A 20,716-nucleotide genomic window follows, 5' to 3' on the forward strand; every position below is an offset into this window, starting at 1 on the left:
GTGCCGACCGTCTTAGGGCGGGGCGGCGCGCACAGGTTCAAGCGCCAGCAGGTGCAGCAACCGTTCCGGCGTGCCGTCAAACACGTCGGGACGGCCGCCGGGATTGTCGGCGTTGAACCAGCCCTTGAAACGCTTGGAATTATATTCGTACCAGACCGGATTGCTGAACAGCGGCACATAGGGGGTGTTGGCGGCGATGATGGCCTGCACCTTGTCCATGGCGCGATGCTGTTCGGCGGGGTCGATGGTGGCGATGAAGCTGTCCAGCGCGCGGTCCAGTTCCGGATCGACGAAGCGGGTGGGCGCGAAACGGGTCTTGCCGGAATAGCGGCTGTGGAAGCCGCTGTCGAAGCTGCGATAGGGCGTTTCGCCATTGAACAGGCCGTTGATGGCCATGTCGTAATCGCCGCTGATCAGCTTGGCGGTCCAGGCCGCCGGCTCCGGCGTCGACACGCGCGCATCGATGCCGATGGCGCTCAATCCCTCGGCCACCAACTGCACCGTATTCACCCAGTCGGTCCAGCCATTGGGTGCCAGGATGGTGAAGCGGATGGGGGAGCCGTCGGGATTGTCGATATAGCCGTCGCCATCCTTGTCGCGGAACCCCGCCTCGGCCAGCAGGGCGCGGGCCCCGTCTTTGTCGAACTTGGCGAAGCGGCCGTAATTCTTCTCCACCGTCGCATCGACCCAGTCGGCATAGGCGCGGCCGATGCCGCTGGCATATTCATTGACGACGGGATAGCCGTAGCCGGCAATGTCGACGATGGCGCGGCGGTCCACGGCCATGGACACGGCCCGGCGGAAGGAAAGTGAACGGAAGGCGGCGCGGTTGCCGCGCGCCGGGCTGTCCAGATTGATGTCGATGGCGACCGTGCCGCCGGGCGGGAACCAGTATTTGTGATGGGCCGGATCGGTGGCGACATAGGTGCGCTCGATATCCGGCAGGAAGGCGCCGAACCAGTCCACCCCACCGCTGGCCGCCGCCGTCAGCAACTGTTCATTGTTCCCGATCTGCGGGAACGACATGCAATCGACCTTCAGGCTGGTCGCATCCCAATAGTTGGGGTTGCGGCACTGGACATAGATCTGGCTGGTGAAACGCTTCACCTCCGTCATCGGGCCGGTGCCGACGGGGTTGTCGTTGGTAAAGGTGACGGGGTCCGCCACCTTGGACCAGACATGTTCGGGCACGATGGGCACGCGGACCAGTTCGAACGCCATGTTGGTGTTCACCTGGGCCAGCGTGAAGATGACCGTATGGGCGTCCGGCGCCTCCACGGCGGAAATGCGCTTCCAGATGTCCAGCGTGTCCAGCGCCCGATGCTTCTTCATCAGTTCAAACGTGAAGACGACATCCTTGGCGCTGAAAGCATGACCGTCCGACCATTTCACCCCGTCGCGCAGCTTGAAGGTCAGGCGGCGCAGATCGCTGGAGAAATCATATTCGGTCGCCAGCCGATAATGCGGCCGGCCCCCCTGCAGGGCGTTGAAGACGATCAGCGGCTCGAACACGAATTCGCGCACGCTGGCCAGTCGCGTCGTCTCATTGAACGGGTTGAAATTGCGCACCCAGCCCGTTGACAGGCTGGCCACCACGGTCAGCGTTGCCGGCGGGGCACCGGCGGGCGCGGTCTGCGCCATGGCACCCGGCCCAACCATCAGCGCCGTCATCACCCCGCTCAGAAGGCGGCCGATCAAACGACGTGGGGGTGCAATTCCCTGCATCTCACCCTGTCCCATCACAATCATTATCCCTGTTCATCGGGCTGGTTCCGGTGACCGGCCGCCCTTTCTTTTATGGGATCAGGATGGCAAGCGCCGGGCCGGCCTGCCAGTCCCAACTTCGTCACTTTCGTCAGCGCACCCGGCCATCTCCGTCGTTTTCAGCCTGTTATGCGTCCAGAAGCCGGCGCAGTTCCGCGAGCGCTGCGGCACTGTCGCCCGTCGGCGGCGTGGGTAGGGTCGCGTTGGCGGCGGCGATGCGGGCGGCACTGCCCGGGCTCAGCGGCTTCACGGCGGCGGCGATGGGCATCCATTCATCGACATCGCCATGACTGGACAGGACGATATCCACGCCGGCCGCCTGCACGGACGCCGCGCGTTCGGCCAGGCTGCCGGCCAGGCTTTCCATGTAGATGCAGTCGGAGATCAGCACGCCGTCAAAGCCAATGCGGCGGCGCAGGACCTCACGGACCACCGTGGGAGAGATCGAGGCCGGATGGTCCCCATCCACGGCGGAAAAGACGACATGCGCCACCATGGCCCAGGGCGACCGGTTCAGGCGGCGGAAGGGCAGAAAATCTGTGGCATCCAGCTCGTCCAGGCCCGTCGCGACGACGGGCCGTTCCTTGTGGCTGTCGGCCGTGGCCCGGCCGTGGCCGGGGATATGCTTGACGATGGGCAGCGTGCCGCTGTCCAGCATGCCCTGGATGAAGGCACCGGCCAGGACGGTCACGCTGTCGGGATCGCCGGCAAAGGCGCGGTCGCCGATGACGGGGTCGGCCCCGCCCACCGGCACGTCCAGCAAGGGCGCGCAATCCACGCTGATCCCGTGCTCGCGCAGCAGCGACCCGATGGCCAGGCCATCCAGGCGCGCCGCCGTCAGCCCCGCCAGCGGATCGCGGGCATATAGCCGGCCGATTTCCGCAGGCGCCGGGAAGGCGGGCCAGACGGGCGGGTCCATGCGCTGATGTTCCCCGCCTTCGAAATCGATCAGGATCGGGGCGTCGGCGCGGCCCACGGCATCGCGGAAATCACCACAGATGCGGCGGACCTGATCCGGCGTCTCGCAGTTCCGCTTGAACAGGATCAGGCCCAGCGGATCGGCATCGCGGTAGAAGGCCTTCTGATCGGCGGTCAGTTCCGGGCCGGGCGCACCGAAGATCACGGCCAGTGGCTGGCGGGCGGATGAAGTGGATCGGGACATGGGCGGCCTCTCCCTCGCAGGACTGGTGTGGCAAACCGGTCTCGGTTGGGTGCGACATGGGCCGGACGCGCGCAAGCGTCCCTTTACGGAACAACGAAATTACCATTATGCTCACGGCCGGATCGCGTTGCCGGCCGCAGTAAAAAAGACGTCAAAACCGTCAAAATTAAAATAATCATGCCGCAGTGCGGTCATTCGGGAGGGTGCGGGTGACCATAGGGAAAGTTCGGAACCTGTTTGGGGCATTGCGAAGCCAGCTTCCGCTCGTCGGGGTCCTGGTATTCGTCTTGTTCCTCTGGTCCCATACCATTGCTGACAAGGTTTCGATCCAGGTTGAGGATTCGCGGACGGCGGTCGAACATGACCTGAAGGGGCTGGCCGCCTTCGCCAGCAGTCAGAGTGCGGCCTTCGCCAGCACCAGTTTCATCGGCTATTCCATCGGTCGCTACTACGGCTTCGCCCCCGCCTTCGCGCAAATCTCCCCCGATCCGGAACGCGCATCCGCCCTGTTGCGCTCCACCTATGGTCAGGGCAAGGGTCAACCCACCGATCTGCCGCCGGCACTGGCCGCCTATGACGCCGTGCATGAACGGTTCCACAATTCCTTTGTCGGGCTGATCGGGTCGACCGTGTTCGACGACCTGTTTCTGGCCGACCGGTTCGGACGCGTACTCTATACATTGCGCAAGGATCGCAGCTTCGGCATGGACCTGTCGGACCAGAAGAACCGGGGCAGCCCGCTGGCCGAGCTTTACCGGGAGGTGATGGCGCGCGTGCCCAAGGCCGACGATCCGCAGGACGTGCTGGTCATCACCCCGCCGCGCCGGTTCGATGATGGGGCGGCGATCCTGTTCGGCCGGCCCATCGTGCGGCACGGATCGGTGGAAGGCATGGTGGCCTTCCGCATGCCGCTTTCCACCGTCGAACAGCGATTCCGCGCCCTGCAGCGGCCGGGCCTGCGTTTCCAGATGCTGGATGATGACGGCCAGCCGCTGATGGGGGAGGCGGGACCCAGCGCCGAAAGCGAGGGGCCGCTGGTCACGCCGGGGACGACCGGATGGCAGGTGCGGCTGATGGTGGATCGTGGCCGGCTGGCCGGCTGGGCGCCTTGGACCTGGTGGGTGTCGCTGGCCGCCAGTCTGGCCGCGCTGTTCTGGCCATTGGCCGCGGGATGGCGGAAGCCGGCGCGGACGGCCCCGGCGATGCCCCCGTCGTCGCCCGCTTCTGTGCCCGTATCCGCCCCGCCGCCCGTCATGGCGCCGGTGGCAGCGGTGGAAGATGCCCATCCGGAGGAGAATGGGGAGGCGGCCGATGCCGTCGCCGATGCCACGGTGATAGATCCTGCCAGCGACCTGGACGGTGATGAGACCTTTCGCCGGTCCATCGTGGAAGTCATGTCGGCGGCCCTGGATTACTGGCAGAAGGCAAGGCGCAAGGGAAAGATCGAGCTGGCGGAGGAAAGCGGGCTCTGGCGCGTCTATATGGATCGCAGTTCCCTGCAGACCCGTACGCTGGACAAATATCTGCTGGTGGAGACGCTGCCCCGCAACCCGCGCTGGCGGGATGTCGTGCGCACAGCCGAATATGTCCTGCGCCATTGCCCGGAACCGATGGGTGAGCGCGAAAGCCTGACGGCAGCCCTGACCGAATTGAAACAGCAGTTGCGCCGCGCCGGCCGGATTTAGGGGCGCTGCGGGCCCGCCCAGGGGTGGCCGCCCCTTGCCGGCCCCGCTCGACTCGCCCCGTTCACCGGTTCCCGCGCCTGAATGGGCCGGATATTCCGTCATTTTCGACGTTCTTGCGGAACCAGCCTTTCGGAAAAGCGCCAATCGGCATTCGCTCTGTCCGTCCGCTGGATGACCGGCGACGGGTGGCACTGGTGGCGTAAACGGGGACGAACCGATCCCCCGGCCTCTTTCAAACGACGCCGCCCATAACACGATGAAAATCGAACAGGGCAATCAGGAGGGAGTAATGGGTTCTAAGCGGCTCAAGTTCGTCGGCACCGTCAGTCTGGTGGCAATGGCCGCCGTCGGTGCGGCGCAAGCCCAGAACAGCACCGACAGCAATCAGCTGGAGGAAATCGTCGTTACCGGCATCCGTGGCAGCCTGATCCAGTCGATCGCCACCAAGCGCGACGCCGACGCCATTGTCGATGCCATCACGGCCGAGGATATCGGCAAGTTCCCGGACAAGAATGTGGCCGAAAGTCTGGCCCACCTGCCCGGCGTGCAGATCGACCGCGATTTCGGTGAAGGCGAGCGTGTGGCCATCCGCGGCACCGACCCGGCGCTGAACCGCACCCTGCTGAACGGCCAGACGGTCGCGTCGACCGACTGGTTCATTCTGGACGCGCCGGGCCGCACCTTCAACTACACCATGCTGGCCCCCGACGTGGTCGGGCAGTTGGAAGTCTACAAGAGCCCGGAAGCCCGCATCGATGAAGGCTCCATCGGCGGCACCGTCATCCTGCATACCCGCAAGCCGCTGGATATGCACCCCGTGGCCGCCAGCCTGTCGGTCGAATACGGTTACAATGACCGTTCCGACAAGGGCGACCCGAATATCTCGGGTCTGGTCAGCTGGCATAATGACGCGGAGACGGTGGGCGTGCTGCTGTCCTATACGCATCAGGAACAGCAGCTGCGCCGCGACGGCTTTGAAACGCTGGGCTATGTGAAGTCCAACGCCTCGGGCGGCCCGCTGATGCCCAATGTCATCAACAGCGCCCTGTTCACCCAGACCCGCAAGCGGGATGGCGGCACCGCCACGGTGCAGGTCAAGCCGAACGAGAAGCTCGAGCTGACGGCCATGGGCATGTACAACCATGGCACCTACGATAATTTCAACCAGTCCAACTATTACTTCAACAATTGGGGCGGCACGCCCAACCGGCCCAACAGCCCCGTCGTGTCCAACGGCATCGTCACCGGCGGTTCCTATGGCAATGCCGGCACGGCAACCCAGGGTCTGCGCCTGCTGGACGCCATCGTCCGCAAATCGACCATCGAGACCTATGTCGCCGATTTCAAGGCGACCTGGACCGATGACAGCTGGTCGCTGTCGGCCGATGCCGGCAAGACAAGGTCGACGGGTGGCACCAAGCAGCAATATTTCGGCGAGTTCGAACAGCTGCTGGGCTACAGCTTCGACATTTCCGGCAAGTCCGGGCTGGCCAGCGTGACCCCGCAGTTCGATCCGAAGAGCGCGTCGGGCACCACGCTGGGCTTTGCCCAGCTGCGCCAGCAGCCGACGTCGGACGAGGAGACGTACGGCCAGCTGGATTATAAGAAAGACCTGGAGCTGGGCCCGATCACGGCCATCCTGGCCGGTGTGAAGTACCGCAAGCATGAGACGACGCAGGATAGCAAGCTGCGCCGTGTCGTCGGCGGCGCCACCCCCATTGCCAATTTCGATGGCGGCCTGACGCCCGACGGCTATCTGAAGGGCATCGACCTGAACGATACGCTGAAGAACTGGCTGACGGTGGACGGGGACAAGCTGGCCGACTGGTTCGAAACCCGCCCGGCCAGCGGCTATGTCGATCCCAGCTATTTCGACTATCTGCCGGCCCAGTTTGCCGTGCAGGAAAAGATCTGGGCCGGCTATACCCAGGTCAATTTCAAGACCGACGACATCTCCGGCAATTTCGGTCTGCGCTATGTCCATACCGACCAACTCAGCACCGGCAAGGCCGATCGCAATGGCGGCCAGTTCGGCCCGCCCATCATCGCGGCCAAGGACCTGCTGAACGTCCAGTATGACAAGAGCTATGACGACTTCCTGCCCAACGCCAATGTCAGCTTCAACGTCGCCGACGATGTCGTGCTGCGTCTGGCGGCCAGCCGCGTCATGGCCCGCGCCAACTATGCCGATATCAGCTCTTACCTGGAAACCAACAACACGCTGCGCACGGCCACGGGCGGCAATCCGAACCTGAACCCGTACCGCGCCAATAATTTCGACCTGTCGGCCGAATATTATTACAGCAAGACCGGCCTGGTGGCGGCGACGCTGTTCTACAAGGATATCGGCTCCTATATCTACAACGCCTCGGCCACGGAAAAGGTGTTCAACACCGATACCAACCCCGTGACCAACCCGACGGGTCCGGGCCTGCAGGACTTCACCGTCAGCCGGCCGCGCAATGGCGGGTCGGCCGAAATCCGCGGGTTCGAGCTGATCTACCAGGGCGACATCTGGGAGAATATCGGTCTCCAGGCCAGCTACACCTTCTCCGACAGCGAGACGGCGGACCCCGGCCTGTCGCTGCCCTTCAGCTCCAAGCACGCCTTCTCCGTCACGCCTTATTACGAGGATGACAAGTTCAGCGCGCGCCTGACCTACTCCTTCCGCAGCAAGTATTTCCGCGCGCTGGACCGGTCCACGGCCGTCATCAATGACAGCTATAACCAGCTGGACGCGTCGCTGGCCTACAACCTGACCGAACAGGTGACGCTGACGGCCCAGGCGCAGAACCTGCTGGACGAAACCCAGTACCAGTATGTGGGCAGCCCGTCGGTACCCAACGCTGCCTACAAGAACGGCCGCCGCTTCTTCATCGGTGCCCGTTACAGCTACTGATGCCGGCAAGGGGCGGGTCTCTGGCCCGCCCCTGTCCATTGTTCCCGCCCGACCCGTTCTCCCGTGGTTCGAGCGGTTCCTGCCCGCAGGCCGATGTCCCCCGGCCTGCGATGTTCCTCTCCCTGCCCGGAAGCCGTCACGGCTTCCGGGATTTTTTATGCCCGGCAGGACCCATCACAGCCGATCGGCAAAGCGGTTCAGGTTGCCACGCAGCTGCTGGATGCCGTCGCGCAGTTCCACCATCTCCTCCACGCTCATATCCGTGGCGCTGGTCAGATGGTCCCAGAACTGGTGCGTCTGGTCCTTCAGGGCCCGGCCGCTGTCGGTCAGGCGGATCAGGACCTGCCGTTCATCCAGGGGGTTGCGTTCCCGGCGCAGGTGGCCCGCCGCCTCCAGCCGCTTCAGCAGCGGAGTCAGGGTGCTGCTTTCCAGGAACAGCTGATCGCCGATCTGCCCGACCGTCTGCCCATCCTTCTCCCACAGCAGCACCATGACCAGATATTGCGGGTAGGTCAGGCCCAGCTTCTCCAGCAGCGGCTTGTAGACGCGGGTGAAGGCGTGGCTGGCAGAATAAAGCGAGAAGCAGAGGAAATCCCCCAGCTTCAGATCGGGGATGGTGGACATGGGGCAGCTCCGGCGGTGCGACGGCAACAGGCATCATATTGCATCGTGCGCGATATGATCGCAGGCCCTTTTGCTGCATGTCGGCTATCCGCAAAACGGGCCGGTCGCGACGGCGATACCAAGCGGGGTAGAGCAGGACCCCTGCGCCGGCCATAAAATTTCCTGCCCCTTGACATAAAATAAATGCACCGATTTTCACTTTCAATACCCTGCTGTTTCCAAATTGAAGGCCTTATTTTTCCAGTCGAATATTTTGTATTTGTATAACCGAAAGAATAGATAGCCTATTTTGTGGCTCCGGCCGCCTGGGGATTCAGTAGGATCAGGCATCCCCCATCCACCTCCGGTGTTGCCATGGACCTTTCACGCCTCAGCATTGCCACACGCATCCTCAGTGTCATCATCATGATGAGTGTGCTGGTTCTGTTTGTATCGGTTTTCGCCAGCATGCGTCTGATGAAGGTCGACGACGTTTACAGCAACCTGTTGGACAATGATGCGAAGGGCATGGTCGAACTGGCCCGGGCAAACCGTTCCGTCATTGCCGTCGGCCGGCAGACCTATAAGATCATAGCCCAGACCGATAACAGGCGCATGCAGGATGCGGTCGAGTCCGTCGGCAAGAACCGGGAGGCCGTTGACGGTGCCTATGACAATGCGGCCAAGCTGCTGCCCGACCATGCCGCGGCCATTGCTGATATGCGGACCCGCTTCGACGATGTCATGCGCGTCTATGACCAGATCAAGCCGCTGGCACTGGCCAATCGGAATGACGAAGCCCTGGCCCTTCTGAATGAAAGGTTCGATCCCAAGCTCGACGCTCTGCGTGACGAGAATATCAAGCTGACCGAACTGGTCCGCAAGGAGGTGGATGACCAGTCCGACGGGCTGACCGACGGTTCCATCTTCTCCCGCAACCTTGTCTATGCCACCGCGGGGATCGGCCTGCTGATCTTCGGCGGTCTGGCCTTCTACGTTGCCCGCTTCACCATCGCCGGGCCGGTCGGCCATCTGACCGACGCCATGACCAGCGTTGCCGGCGGCAACCTGAATGTGGTCGTGCCTGGCCTGGGTCGCGGGGATGAAATCGGCAAGCTGGCCGGAGCGCTGGAAACCTTCAAAGCCAACGCCGTCCGGGCCCGCGAGTTGGAGGAAGAAGCCAAGGAGGCCGAGAAGCGGGCGGCGGTGGAACGCCGGACTCTGATGATGAAGATGGCCGACAATTTCGAAGCCAGCGTCATGGGCGTCGTCTCCTTGGTGGCGTCGGCCGCCACCGAGTTGAATGCCAATGCGCAGTCGTTGGCTGCCGGTGCCGATCAGGCCCGCAGCCAGACCAGCATTGTGTCGGCGGCCACCGAACAGACATCGGCCAATGTGCAGACCGTCGCCGCCTCGGCGGAGGAGATGACCAGCTCCATCGGGGAAATCACCCGTCAGGTCGGCTCGTCCGCCAGCATCGCCCGTGCCGCCGCCGACCGTGCCGAGGACACCAACAAGACCATTCAGGAACTGGCGCGCGAAGCCGACGCCATTGGCGCCGTGGTTAAGCTGATTGCGGAGATCGCCGGGCAGACCAACCTTCTGGCCTTGAATGCCACGATCGAAGCAGCGCGGGCCGGCGATGCCGGCAAGGGCTTTGCCGTCGTCGCCAGCGAGGTGAAAAGCCTGGCCAGTCAGACGGCGAAGGCGACGGAGGATATCTCTGCCCGCATCAGTAGCATCCAGCTGGCGACCACCAATGCCGTGACGGCGACGCTGGAAGTCACCCGCACCATCGCAGAGATCAACCACATCGCCACGGCCATTGCCGCTGCGGTGGAGGAGCAGGATGCCGCCACCCGGGAAATTGCCCGCAATGTGCAGCAGGCGGCCGTTGGCACGCAGGAGATCGCCAACAATATCGCCGGGGTGCAGACCACGGCGCAGGGAGCTGCCAGTTCCGCCGAGAATGTGCTGGGCGCCGCAGGCTCGCTGTCGCGGGAGGCTGAGGCTCTGCGCCGTGAGGTGGATGGCTTCATCACCCGTATCCGTGCCGCCTGACCGGCGACCAAAGGTGGGGCGATGACAAGGGGGCGGCCGGCTGGTCCGCCCCCCTTTTTTATCCGGTCGAGGCGGGGAGGGGCAGCGCCGTGGGCGATGGCAGGGAGGGCCATTCCATGGCATAATAAATCGCACACGATATAATCGCTGACGTAATTAACGCATGGCACCCCTTCGCTGAATCGTATCGTACACGATCAAATCGTGAGTTATTTAATTGCTACCGAACAAACGGGGTGCCAGGGATGGCGCCGCCACCCGGAAACAGGAGATCATCATGAACGCCCTTCGTCATTCTGTCGCCGCCATTGCCCTGTCGCTGACGGCCTTCGCCGCGTCCCCCGTCCTGGCCGATGCCCCGGCGCTGGACGCCGGCACCCAGGCCTTCGTCGATGCGGTCGCCGCATCGGGTGGCAAGCCGATCTACGCGCTGAGCTATGAAGAGGCCCGGGCGGTGCTGGCCGGGGCGCAGGCGAAGAAACTGCCTTCCGCACCGACCAGCGTGCAGGACACGTCCTTCCCTGTTGGCCCCACCGGCAAGGTGGCCGTGCGCATCGTGAAGCCGGAAGGGGCCAAGGGGCCGCTGCCCGTGGTCATGTATTTCCACGGCGGCGGCTGGGTGATGGGCGATCACAACACCCATGACCATCTGATCCGCGAATTGTCGGCCGCCGCCAACGCCGCTGTCGTCTTCGTTGATTACGACCGGGCGCCGGAAGCCCGCTATCCCACCCAGAATGAGCAGGCCTATGCCGCCCTGCAATTTGTGGCCAAGAACGGGGCCGACTATGGCCTGGATGGCAGCCGCATCGCCGTGGCCGGTGACAGCGCCGGCGGCAACATGGCCGCCGCCGTCACCTTGATGACCAAGCAGCGCAATGGTGCTGCCATCCGCCACCAGCTTCTGTTCTACCCGGTCACCGACGATGTCTCGCAGAACAGTTCCTACACGGCCTTTGGCAATGGCCCGTGGCTGACGGAAAAGGCCATGTACTATTTCCTGGGGGCCACCTATCCCGCCGACAAGCGCAACGAGGTCACGGCCTTCCCGCTGAAGGCCGGCATCGACCAGTTGAAGGGCCTGCCCACGGCCACCGTCATCGTGGCGGAGAACGACCTGTTGCGTGATGAGGGCGAGGCCTATGCCCGGAAGCTGGGCCAGGCCGGGGTGACGGTGACGTCCGTGCGCTATAACGGCACGATCCATGACTTCGTCATGCTGAATGGTCTGGCCGACACGCCGGCCGCCAAGGGCGCCATCGCCCAGGGTGGTGCGGCACTGAAGGCGGCGCTGGCGAAGTAAGCCGCATCAATTCCCTGTCGCCTTCCTGGCTCAGGCCGGGAAGGCGACAGGGTGTGGTTCAGAACAAGACAGACAGACTGTCAGCACCCGCGACCTGCGGGCAGGATCAGGCCGCCGGTCTGCATCATCCCTGCTTGTTGAAGCGGTAGCTGACCTCGACGATGCCGTGATCGTCGGGATTGTCATGGCTGACAAAGCCCAGGTCGCGGCATAGGCCCAGCATGCCGGCATTTTCCCGCAGCACCTCGCCGAACACTTCCTGGATACCGCGGCTTTCGGCATGGGCCAGGATCTCGCGCATCAGCTTGGACCCCAGGCCCTTGCCCTTCATGTCGCTGCGCACCAGCACGGCATATTCGGCCCGTTCATTGTTGGGGTCGGCCGTGATGCGGACCACGCCATAGATGGGGCCGGGCTTGTCCGGGTCCATGGCATCCAGGGGAATGGCGACCAGGGCCATTTCGCGGTCATAGTCGATCTGGGTCAGGCGGGCACCCATCTGGTGCGACAGGCGGCGCATGGGCGCGAAGAAGCGCAGGCGCATATCCTCGACGCTGGTGTTCGCCACCATCTCATGGATGGCCGGCTCATCCTCCGGCCGGATCGGCCGGATGAAGAATTCGCGGCCGCTGCGCAGCGTCACCTTATGTTCCATGCGCTTGGGATAGGCGCGGATGGCCAGGCGGCGCTGGGCCTGCTCGGTCAGCGGCTTCACCTTGATGCGCGCGTCCAGCGCCAGCACCCCGGTCTCGTCGGCATAGAGCGGGTTGATGTCCAACTCGCTGATTTCCGGGAAATCGATGATCAGCTGGCTGACCTTGGTCAGGGACAGCGCCACCGCATCCAGGTCTGCACAGGCCATGTTGCGATAGCCCTGCAAAAGCTTGTAGATGCGGGTGCGGGTCATGGCCTCCCGCGCCAGGTTCAGGTTCAGGGGCGGCAAGGCCAGCGCCTTGTCATTCACCACCTCCACCGTCACGCCGCCGGCACCGAACAGGATGACGGGGCCGAACAGCTGGTCATCAACCATGCCCAGGATCAGTTCCTGGGCACCGGGCCGGTGCGCCATCTCCTGCACCGTGAAGCCTTCGATCCGGGCGTCGGGCATGGCGGTCCTGATCCGCTCCAGCATCGCTTCGGCCGATGCCCAGACCTGGCTGGGCAGCAGGTTCAGGGCCACGCCGCCCATGTCCGACTTGTGCGTGATGTCGGGCGACAGGATCTTCAGCGCAATGCGTCCGCCCAGTCGCTTGGCCGCGCGCTCCGCCTCGGCCGGGCTGGCGGCGGTGACGGTCTGCACGCAGGGGATGCCATACGCGCGCAGCACCTCCTTCGCCTCGTACTCCGACAGCCAGCCGCGTCCGTCGGCCAGGGCTTTGTCGATGACGATGCGGGTGGAAGGCATATCGACATCGAACTGCTCCGGCGCGCTGGCCGGGGTTTCCATCAGCAGTTCCTGATTGCGCTTGTACTGCACCAGATGCAGGAAGGCGCGGACGGCCTGATTGGGCGTCTGGTAATGCGGGATGCGGGCATGGTCCAGCACCTTGCGCGACGGGGCCGCCTGCTGTTCGCCCAGCCAGCTGGCCAGGACCGGCACCTTGCGCCCGCCGCCGGCCCGCTGATTATGGTCGCGCACGATGTCGGCCACGGCCTGGGCCGCGTCGCGCCCGTCCGCCACGGCCGTGGGGCAGTTCAGGACCAGCACGGCATCGCAATTCTTGTCGGCCATGACGATCTTCAGCGCGTCGGAATAGCGCTTGCCGTCGGCGTCGCCGATAATGTCCACAGGATTGCCATGGCTCCAGGTCGGCGGCAGCACCTTGGACAGGGCGTCGAGCGTTTCCGGCGACAATTGCGCCAGATGGCCGCCGCCCGCAATCAGCGTGTCGGTGGCCAGCACGCCCACGCCGCCGCCATTGGTGACGATGGCCAGCCGGTCACCGCCGATCTGTACGCCGGTGGCCAGCGTTTCCACGGCGGCGAACAGTTCGTCCAGTTCGCCCACGCGCAGCATGCCGGCGCGGCGGAAGGCGGCATCATAGACGGCGTCGGACCCGGCCAGGGCGCCCGTATGGCTGCTGGCGGCGCGCGATCCTTCCTCGCTGCGGCCGGCCTTGATGACGATGACGGGCTTGGCGCGGGCTGCCGTGCGGGCCGCCGACATGAATTTGCGGGCCGACGTGATGGCTTCGACATAAAGCAGGATGGCCCGCACGCTGGCATCCTGGGCCAGATAATCCAGCATGTCGCCGAAATCCACGTCCGACATGGAGCCCAGCGAGATCAGGTGGGAGAAGCCGATGCCGCGCGGCGTGGCCCAGTCGACGATGGAAGTAACGACCGCACCTGACTGTGCCACCAGGGCGATGTCCCCCTTCAGCGGCGCCACATGGCAGAAACTGGCATTCAGCCCCTGGCCCGGCACCATGATGCCCAGGCAGTTCGGCCCGATGACGCGCAGCAGATGCGGGCGCGCGGCATCCAGCACGGCCTGCTGCAGGCGCCTGCCCTCTTCCCCCATCTCCGCGAAGCCGGCGGTGATGACGACGGCGGCCTTGGTGCCGCGCGCACCCAGTTCGGCGATCAGGCCCGGCACCGTGGCCGGCGGCGTGGCGATGACGGCCAGTTCCGGCGTGATCGGCAGATCGGCCACGGACGGATAGGCCAGCACACCTTCGATTGATTTTTCCCGCGGGTTCACCGGCACGATCGGTCCGTCGAAGCCGGCATTGAACAGGTTGCGGGCGACCACCTTGCCTACCGACCGCTCCCGACGGCTGGCCCCGATCAAGGCCACGGAGGCGGGCTTGAACAGGGAATTCATGTTGCGGGTGGTCATGGGGCGGCTCCTCGCGGCATACGGGGGACTTGGTCCCGGTATCATGCCGGGACCGGGCGCCACCATAAACCACGACCATGATCGGGCGATGACATGGGTCAATCATGTCATCGTTGTCACATTACAGCAGCAGGGTCTCGGGATTGTTGATCGGCTGATCGCCCAGGGCCCGCACCAGGCCAACGATATTGCGCACAAGGGTCCAAAGGCTCGCCAGTCCGATCAGGGGCATGACGCCCGCCACGAACAACCAGTGCGAAGTCGGCCCGCCGCCAAAGCCGCGGGTAAGGCTGACCGCGAGGATGATACCGGCGGCGGCCACCAGCAGCGACAGCCAGAAGGTGCGGATGATGAAGGTGAAATGGCTTTCCCACATCGTCCCCCAGCCATCTGCCCGCTTCACATAGGAGATGATCAGGCCGATCAGGCTCAGCCCCAGTAAATTCAGGACATAGATGATGCCGACAGTAATGCGCAGCCGGCTATGGATGGGGCTGTCCTGGGTAACGTCCATGGTCGCTCTCCCGGCAGGGGCGGGATTTAAAGGAAAAGGCTCTTGGGATCGATGATCGGCTGGTCGCCCAGTGCTCGCAGCAGGCCCACCAGCATCCGGATGAAGGACCAGATGCCGACCAGGACCAGGATCACATAGCCGATCAGGATGAAGGTGGTCGCCCCGCCGATGATCAGGCCGATCAGCGTCAGCCAGAAGGTGCGGATGATGAAACTGAAATGGCTTTGCCAAAGGGTGCCATAGGCATCGGCCCGCTTCACATAGGCAACGATCAGCCCGATCAGGCCGAAGCCCAGCAGGGTCAGGACATAGGTGATGGCCACGGTGATGCGCAGCCGGCTGTTATTGGCAGTGACGTAATTCATGCTCATCTTTCCCGCCCCCATGATCTTCAACCCGGCGATGATGGACCCGTTGCCGCGTCGGCGACAACGGGTGCGGCAGCATCACCAGTAATAATCCTGTCCCCAACCGGGTGTCGTGCCCAGCACGGACATGTCCGGCGTCGGCGGGACGAAGCCGGTCAGGCTATAGGCCATGCGCCCCTCTGCCTGGCCATTGTCGATGTAATGCTGGACCAGCGCCGAATGGTTCAGGCCGAAGGCACCGAAAAGGTCGGCGTTGAAGGCGGCGTAGGCCTCCGCGCTGAAACCGACGGCGGCGCGTCCTTCCGCCAGGCCGGTGCTGATGAAATGCTCCACCAGCGCCTTTTCATTCAGACCGTAAGCCCGGAACAGGTCGGGGTTCAGCGCCGCATAGGCTTCCGCATCAAAGCCCGAGGCCAGCCGCCCCTCCTTCTCCCCATAGGCGATGTAATGTTCGACCAGCGCCTGGTGGTTCAGCCCATAGACCTTGTACAGGTCGGGGTTCAGGGCGGCATAGGCGACGGCGTCGAAGCCTTCGGCCGCGCGTCCTTCCTTGTAACCGGCGGCCTGGTAATGGCGCAGCAGGGCCGCCGCATCCAGGCCGAATGCCTTGTAGAGATCGGGATTCTGTGCGGCATAGGCTTCCGCGTCAAAGCCGGTGGCGATGCGGCCCTCCTGCCGGCCGTTATTGATGTAATGGGTGATCAGGGCCGCGTCATTGCCGGTGAAGACACGGTCCAGTTCCGTATTCATGGCGCGATAGGCGCTGAGGCTGAAATCGGCCTGGAAATCGTCGTTGAGGATGGTTGACCCAGCGTGGATCGTGCCATCCAGTGTGGGCACAAAAGCCCCTTTCACGTTGCTGACCGTGCCGATCAGCGTGTAGTCGGTCCAGACATTGGTATTGCCCGACACGGCGGACAGACGGATATCCAGACCGGTCTGGCCGGCCGCGATCGTGTAGCTTTTGATGCCGCTGGAATAGATGGCCGATGTGCCATAGACGAAATCGAAGGTGACAGCCTCTGCCGCGGCCGTTGACAGCCGGACATGGAACACAGCGTCGGCGCCGCCGCTGGCCGACACCGAACCGGTGATCTTGCCCTCCACGATGATGGGAAAGCTGCCGCGATTGCCTTCCAGCACCGTATCGCCGGACATTGTCAGGGTCGGCGTGACTGCTGCCGTCGTTGACAGGTTGAAGGTCCGGTCGGCAAAGACCAGCTTTTCCACCCCGATCAGACTGTCGGTCCCGTAGCCGCCCGTCTGGTGTTCGACCGTGGTGATGCCGTTGATGGTGGTGATCCGATAATTGTCGTAATTGCCGATGAAGACGGCAGAGTCGGTGCCGTCGCCACCAAACAGCAGGTCATTGCCCACCCCCCCGGTCAGCGTGTCATCGCCGGCCTCACCGAACAGCCGGTTGACATTGTCATCACCGGTCAACGTGTCGCCGGCAGATCCACCGAACAGGTCAGGCTCATTATAATTTGCCTGTCGTGTCACCGCCGTTTCCTGGCGGGCGAAGATAATATCGCCGGCTGCCAGTGTCGACCGATCGACCAGCAGGGTCAGGCTGCTGCCACTCCAGCTGCTGCCATTATGCAGGACGGTGGCCGTCTTGCCGCCCAGGCGCGCGGCATCGGCCATGTACATCAGCGTTTCCATGCTGGTGATGCCTAATGCCGACAGGTCCAGCTTGTCCTGGCCGGGCGTGAAGTCGGCAATCACATCGCGCCCGAAAATATGGCTGATGATGAAGCTGTCGCGGCCGGCGCCGCCGACCATGATGTCACGGTTGTAGTAATTGGCGGTTTCCAGGGGGTCATCAGCCAGCCTGTCATCGCCGGGCCCGCCGAACATGCGGTCCGACAAGAGCGAACCGTTGATCGTGTCGTTCCCCGTTCCGCCGGCCAAGGCACCGCCGCCACCGATGCCGACGACCAGATGGGCCGGTTGATCGGCGGCCAGCATGAAATCGGCCGCCGTCAGCTTCTCTTTGGCGATATTCAGGGTCAGGGTGTTGTTGCCGATCTGGAAGGCACCGCCCCTGTCATAGCCATTGCTGACCAGCGGCAGGCCGATCATCGCCTTCAGCACATCGAAGCTGCTGATGCCCAGGGCGGAAACATCGAGCCGATCCTGCCCCTGCACGAAGTCGCTGATGCGGATCGTGGACCCGGCAGTGCCGCCGGGCAGGACGAAGACGTCGTTGCCAGCACCACCGACCATGGTCGTCGCGCTGCTCTCCGCCCCGTACAGGATGTCGTCGCCCCGCTCCCCAAACAGCCATCCGCCCTGGCCACCGGCATGAAGCCGGTCATTGCCGCCGCCACCAAAAAGGTTAGATGTGCCGCTGCCATAGATTTCCTGCGGGGTATCGATCTGCGCCAGGATGAAATCCGCGGCGGACAGGCGTGCTGTATCGACATTCAGCAGGGCGACGGACGCCGTGCTGCCGCGGGCCAGCGAGAAGGACACGGCTCCGGTGCCGGGCTGGCTTTGCGCCATCATCAGCTTCAGCGATTCCCAACTGCCGACACCGAAGGCCGTCAGGTCGATCCTGTCCTCGCCCGGTGTAAAGTCGCTGATGGTGAAGGATGCGCCGTAATTGCCGCTTGGCAGCAGCACGAACGTATCCCGCCCGCCGCCGCCATTGGCGCGATCCCAGCCTTCGCGCAGGATCAGGCGATCGTCACCGCCGCCGCCGGCCAGGATGTCGTCGCCATAACCGCCATCAATGGTGTCATTGCCCGACCCGCCGATCAGATCGTCGGACCCCGTGTCGCCGACAATCAGAGCGGGGCCCCTGTCGGGGGCAAAAATGAAATCGGCGGCCCGCAGATTGGCCAGTTTCGCATCGAAGGTGAAGTTGATCTGGCCGGTGGGCTGGCGGAATACGAAACGCTGCGTAACACCGTCATAGGAGGTGAGGAAGGCCCGCAGCGTGTCGAAATCCACGATGCCCGTCAGCGACAGGTCGATGCGGTCCTCACCCGGGGTGAAGTCCATGATGCGCGATTCGTAGCCACCATAATTGTCCTTGTTGATAGCATAGAAAATGTCGCGTCCAAGACCGCCATACAATTGGTCGGCGAATCCGGTGTGAATAAAATCATCACCGGCATCGCCATACAGGGTGTCCCAGCCATTTCCACCGGAAATGGTGTCGTTTCCGCCTCCGCCATAGATAATGTCGTTACCATCGTCACCATATATACTGTCATTACCGCTGGTGCCGGTGATGGTCTCGTTGAGGATTGTCCCTTTAATCTCAGTCATCGCACGCCCTTATTTTTGTAATATATATTGCCGGATCGTTTCCTTGTATCATGGACCGCAGCCCGACTCTATGAGTGTCGGTGAAAAACCGTGATGAAAATCGCGGAAAAGAAATTTGCCGGTTTCGGCTCCCCGTGCCGTCATGAGACATCTGGATCAATGCGTCGGCACCAGCCTGAGGCAGGAACGCTGGGATGCCGGACCGGTTGGTGGAAATGGCGCCGTCTGACGTGAATGCCCAAAACAAAACCCCGTCGAATTTCGACGGGGTTTGTCAGCGATCTGCGGCCGGGCAATGCCCGGCCTTTGCAACTGTATGTACCAGGCTGTCCGGGTTCCGGATCAGCCTTCCTTCTGCGCGCGCTCGAAGCTTTCCTGGATCAGCTTAGCGGCGACGTCGGCCTCGTCCCAGCGGACGATGCGGACCCACTTGCCGTGTTCCAGGTCCTTGTAATGCTCGAAGAAGTGGGCGATCTGCTCGACCAGGATCTGCGGCAGCTGGCGATAGCTGGTGATGTCGGAATAGAACGGGTGCAGCTTGTCCACCGGCACGGCCAGGATCTTCTCATCCATGCCCGCGTCATCTTCCATGATCAGCACGCCGATGGGGCGCGAGCGCAGCACGACGCCGGGAACGACGGGGGTGGTGCCCACGACCATCACGTCGATCGGATCACCGTCCAGCGCCAGCGTATGCGGCACGAAGCCGTAATTGGCCGGATAGAACATGGCGGTGTGCAGGAAACGGTCGACGTACAGCGCGCCGCTGTCCTTATCCAGCTCGTACTTCACGGGCTGGCCGCCCTGCGGGATCTCGATGACGACGTTGATATCCCAGGGCGGGTTCTTGCCGACGGGGATCTTGCTGATGTCCATGGCACGGCCTTCTTGGCAACAATAAGGATCAAAAACCGCGCGATCCTAACCGAGTGCAGTTGCGAAAAGAAGTTTCCGGAAGGATGGGCCACTGTGCATTTCCGCCGCATCTACCAAGGTCGTAGGCGGTCAGGGGTCCGGCGGCTCCTCCCAGCCCAGCAGTCCGGTCTTGGCTCCGGCCAGCACAAGCAGGGCCAGCCGGTCGGCAATGGGCAGGTGCCGGGCGGGCCAGGCCGTCAGGTCACGGGCGAGCGCGAACAATCTGCTGTCCGACTGGTAAAGAGGTGTCAGCATCCGGCTGGCCCAGCGGTAGAAGCGGGTGCGGGCCCGGCGTTGCCGCCAATAGGTTGGAAAGGCCGTGGCGGGGTTTGCGTTGTGCGCAAGCAGGCTGTCGGTCAGCAGCGCGGCATCCAGCAGGGCCTGTGTGGTGCCCTGGCCCAGTTGCGGGCTGGTGCCATGCGCCGCGTCCCCGATCAGCAGGATACGACCCTGATAGGGCGGATCGGCCCAGACATCGCGATAGACGGCATGCTTCAGGTCGGACGGGGCCAGGGTCTCGATCAGGGGAGCCGCCTCCGGCCATAACCGCTCCAGTCCGCTGCGCCATGTGGTCGGGGGCATGGCCCGCTCGGCCTCCACCCGGTCGTTATGCACACTCCAGTATAGTGCGGCGACGGGCCGGCCTTCCTCATGGCCGGTCGGCAGGATGCCCAGCATCTGCCGTGCTCCCTGTACCCGTTGTTGCAGCACGTCGCGCGGCCACCCGTCCGGCAGGACGATTTGCGTCCACAGGCACCCCCATGGGTAGGTGGCCGATCGTCGCCCCGGCCAATGGCCGGCCAGCGTGCTGCCGCTGCCATTGGCGACCAGCATCAGATCGAAGGCGTGATGGGTGCCCCGCGCATCCTCTGCCGTGGCCTGCGCATCGTCGGTGGTCACGGTCACGATTCGGCAGCCGGCACGCAACAGGCAGCCCGCCGATGACGCCGCCGCCAGCAGGCCTTGCCAGATCGCCGCCCGCGTCAGCCCCAGGCCATGCAGGCCGGGACGGAGCCGTCCGTAATCCAGATCCAGCAATTGTCGGCCCGACAGGGTACGGGCGTCCAGCCGCGTCACGGTGGCTCCGCCGTCTCCTAACGCGTCCAGCAAACCCAGGCGGCGTAGCACAGTCTGGCCGGGTGGTTGCAGCAGAAGCCCCGCCCCCATGGGCACCGGATCGGCGGCGGCTTCCATGATCGTGACGTCGAAGCCGGCGCGCGCCAGCAGCGCACCCGCGGCAAGCCCGCCCAACCCTGCCCCGATGATGCCGATCCGTCCCAATTTCACCCCGATCATATCCCCGCCTTCCACTTTAGGGATT

Annotated in this window: 13 protein-coding genes; 4 read left to right on the plus strand and 9 right to left on the minus strand. The window is 63.8% G+C overall.

Annotated features, from left to right (window positions below; all coding sequences use genetic code 11):
- Nucleotides 1–12 precede the first annotated feature (12 nt).
- Together ACODTW_RS21305 and ACODTW_RS21310 are read right to left on the minus strand one after the other, a co-directional pair.
- Nucleotides 13–1,671, minus strand: a complete 1,659-nt coding sequence (locus tag ACODTW_RS21305; RefSeq protein WP_488948096.1) for an ABC transporter substrate-binding protein — start codon at nt 1,669–1,671, stop codon at nt 13–15.
- Between the two features lie 220 nt (nt 1,672–1,891).
- On the minus strand, nt 1,892–2,926 hold the full coding sequence (locus tag ACODTW_RS21310) for a glycoside hydrolase family 3 N-terminal domain-containing protein (RefSeq protein WP_488948097.1): 1,035 nt from the start codon (nt 2,924–2,926) through the stop codon (nt 1,892–1,894).
- 287 nt (nt 2,927–3,213) lie between these two features.
- Here ACODTW_RS21310 and ACODTW_RS21315 point away from each other — a divergent pair, with 287 nt between their 5' ends.
- Together ACODTW_RS21315 and ACODTW_RS21320 are read left to right on the plus strand one after the other, a co-directional pair.
- Entirely contained in the window at nt 3,214–4,611 is a 1,398-nt protein-coding gene (locus ACODTW_RS21315; protein ID WP_488948098.1) for a hypothetical protein, read from the plus strand.
- Nucleotides 4,612–4,900: 289 nt separating this feature from the next.
- On the plus strand, nt 4,901–7,510 hold the full coding sequence (locus ACODTW_RS21320) for a TonB-dependent receptor (RefSeq protein ID WP_488948099.1): 2,610 nt from the start codon (nt 4,901–4,903) through the stop codon (nt 7,508–7,510).
- A 174-nt stretch (nt 7,511–7,684) separates the two neighbouring features.
- Here the strand turns inward: ACODTW_RS21320 and ACODTW_RS21325 are convergent, their stop codons facing one another.
- Nucleotides 7,685–8,134: a MarR family winged helix-turn-helix transcriptional regulator gene (locus ACODTW_RS21325; RefSeq protein WP_488948100.1), complete on the minus strand. Its 450-nt coding sequence runs from the start codon at nt 8,132–8,134 to the stop codon at nt 7,685–7,687.
- 354 nt (nt 8,135–8,488) lie between these two features.
- On the opposite strand from ACODTW_RS21325, the gene ACODTW_RS21330 reads away from it, so the two are divergent.
- Together ACODTW_RS21330 and ACODTW_RS21335 are read left to right on the plus strand one after the other, a co-directional pair.
- Nucleotides 8,489–10,174, plus strand: a complete 1,686-nt coding sequence (locus ACODTW_RS21330; RefSeq protein ID WP_488948101.1) for a methyl-accepting chemotaxis protein — start codon at nt 8,489–8,491, stop codon at nt 10,172–10,174.
- Between the two features lie 277 nt (nt 10,175–10,451).
- Complete coding sequence (locus ACODTW_RS21335; protein ID WP_488948102.1) at nt 10,452–11,477, plus strand: alpha/beta hydrolase; 1,026 nt, start codon at nt 10,452–10,454, stop codon at nt 11,475–11,477.
- 124 nt (nt 11,478–11,601) lie between these two features.
- Here the strand turns inward: ACODTW_RS21335 and ACODTW_RS21340 are convergent, their stop codons facing one another.
- The 6 genes from ACODTW_RS21340 to ACODTW_RS21365 all read right to left on the minus strand — a co-directional run bounded on the left by ACODTW_RS21340 (nt 11,602) and on the right by ACODTW_RS21365 (nt 20,691).
- Nucleotides 11,602–14,319 (minus strand): bifunctional acetate--CoA ligase family protein/GNAT family N-acetyltransferase, encoded by a 2,718-nt coding sequence (locus ACODTW_RS21340; protein ID WP_488948103.1) that lies wholly within the window; start codon nt 14,317–14,319, stop codon nt 11,602–11,604.
- Nucleotides 14,320–14,440: 121 nt separating this feature from the next.
- Nucleotides 14,441–14,833, minus strand: coding sequence for a hypothetical protein (locus ACODTW_RS21345; protein WP_488948104.1), 393 nt, complete (start codon nt 14,831–14,833; stop codon nt 14,441–14,443).
- Nucleotides 14,834–14,859: 26 nt separating this feature from the next.
- Entirely contained in the window at nt 14,860–15,204 is a 345-nt protein-coding gene (locus ACODTW_RS21350) for a DUF4870 family protein (protein WP_488948105.1), read from the minus strand.
- Nucleotides 15,205–15,279: 75 nt separating this feature from the next.
- Nucleotides 15,280–18,480: a calcium-binding protein gene (locus ACODTW_RS21355; RefSeq protein WP_488948106.1), complete on the minus strand. Its 3,201-nt coding sequence runs from the start codon at nt 18,478–18,480 to the stop codon at nt 15,280–15,282.
- Nucleotides 18,481–18,822: 342 nt separating this feature from the next.
- A complete protein-coding gene (gene ppa, locus ACODTW_RS21360; RefSeq protein WP_488948107.1) occupies nt 18,823–19,356 on the minus strand; it encodes an inorganic diphosphatase in 534 nt (177 codons plus the stop codon).
- Between the two features lie 129 nt (nt 19,357–19,485).
- Nucleotides 19,486–20,691: an FAD-dependent oxidoreductase gene (locus ACODTW_RS21365; protein WP_488948108.1), complete on the minus strand. Its 1,206-nt coding sequence runs from the start codon at nt 20,689–20,691 to the stop codon at nt 19,486–19,488.
- Nucleotides 20,692–20,716: the final 25 nt, after the last annotated feature.

Source organism: Niveispirillum sp. FG148, from assembly GCF_057809655.1.

Bases quoted from the DNA above. Each gene is read 5' to 3' on its own strand.
- ACODTW_RS21305 (WP_488948096.1), bottom strand. From the start codon at position 1,671: ATGACGGCGCTGATGGTTGGGCCGGGTGCCATGGCGCAGACCGCGCCC.
- ACODTW_RS21310 (WP_488948097.1), bottom strand. From the start codon at position 2,926: ATGTCCCGATCCACTTCATCCGCCCGCCAGCCACTGGCCGTGATCTTC.
- ACODTW_RS21320 (WP_488948099.1), top strand. From the start codon at position 4,901: ATGGGTTCTAAGCGGCTCAAGTTCGTCGGCACCGTCAGTCTGGTGGCA.
- ACODTW_RS21325 (WP_488948100.1), bottom strand. From the start codon at position 8,134: ATGTCCACCATCCCCGATCTGAAGCTGGGGGATTTCCTCTGCTTCTCG.
- ACODTW_RS21330 (WP_488948101.1), top strand. From the start codon at position 8,489: ATGGACCTTTCACGCCTCAGCATTGCCACACGCATCCTCAGTGTCATC.
- ACODTW_RS21335 (WP_488948102.1), top strand. From the start codon at position 10,452: ATGAACGCCCTTCGTCATTCTGTCGCCGCCATTGCCCTGTCGCTGACG.
- ACODTW_RS21340 (WP_488948103.1), bottom strand. From the start codon at position 14,319: ATGACCACCCGCAACATGAATTCCCTGTTCAAGCCCGCCTCCGTGGCC.
- ACODTW_RS21345 (WP_488948104.1), bottom strand. From the start codon at position 14,833: ATGGACGTTACCCAGGACAGCCCCATCCATAGCCGGCTGCGCATTACT.
- ACODTW_RS21350 (WP_488948105.1), bottom strand. From the start codon at position 15,204: ATGAGCATGAATTACGTCACTGCCAATAACAGCCGGCTGCGCATCACC.
- ACODTW_RS21355 (WP_488948106.1), bottom strand. From the start codon at position 18,480: ATGACTGAGATTAAAGGGACAATCCTCAACGAGACCATCACCGGCACC.
- ppa (WP_488948107.1), bottom strand. From the start codon at position 19,356: ATGGACATCAGCAAGATCCCCGTCGGCAAGAACCCGCCCTGGGATATC.
- ACODTW_RS21365 (WP_488948108.1), bottom strand. From the start codon at position 20,691: ATGATCGGGGTGAAATTGGGACGGATCGGCATCATCGGGGCAGGGTTG.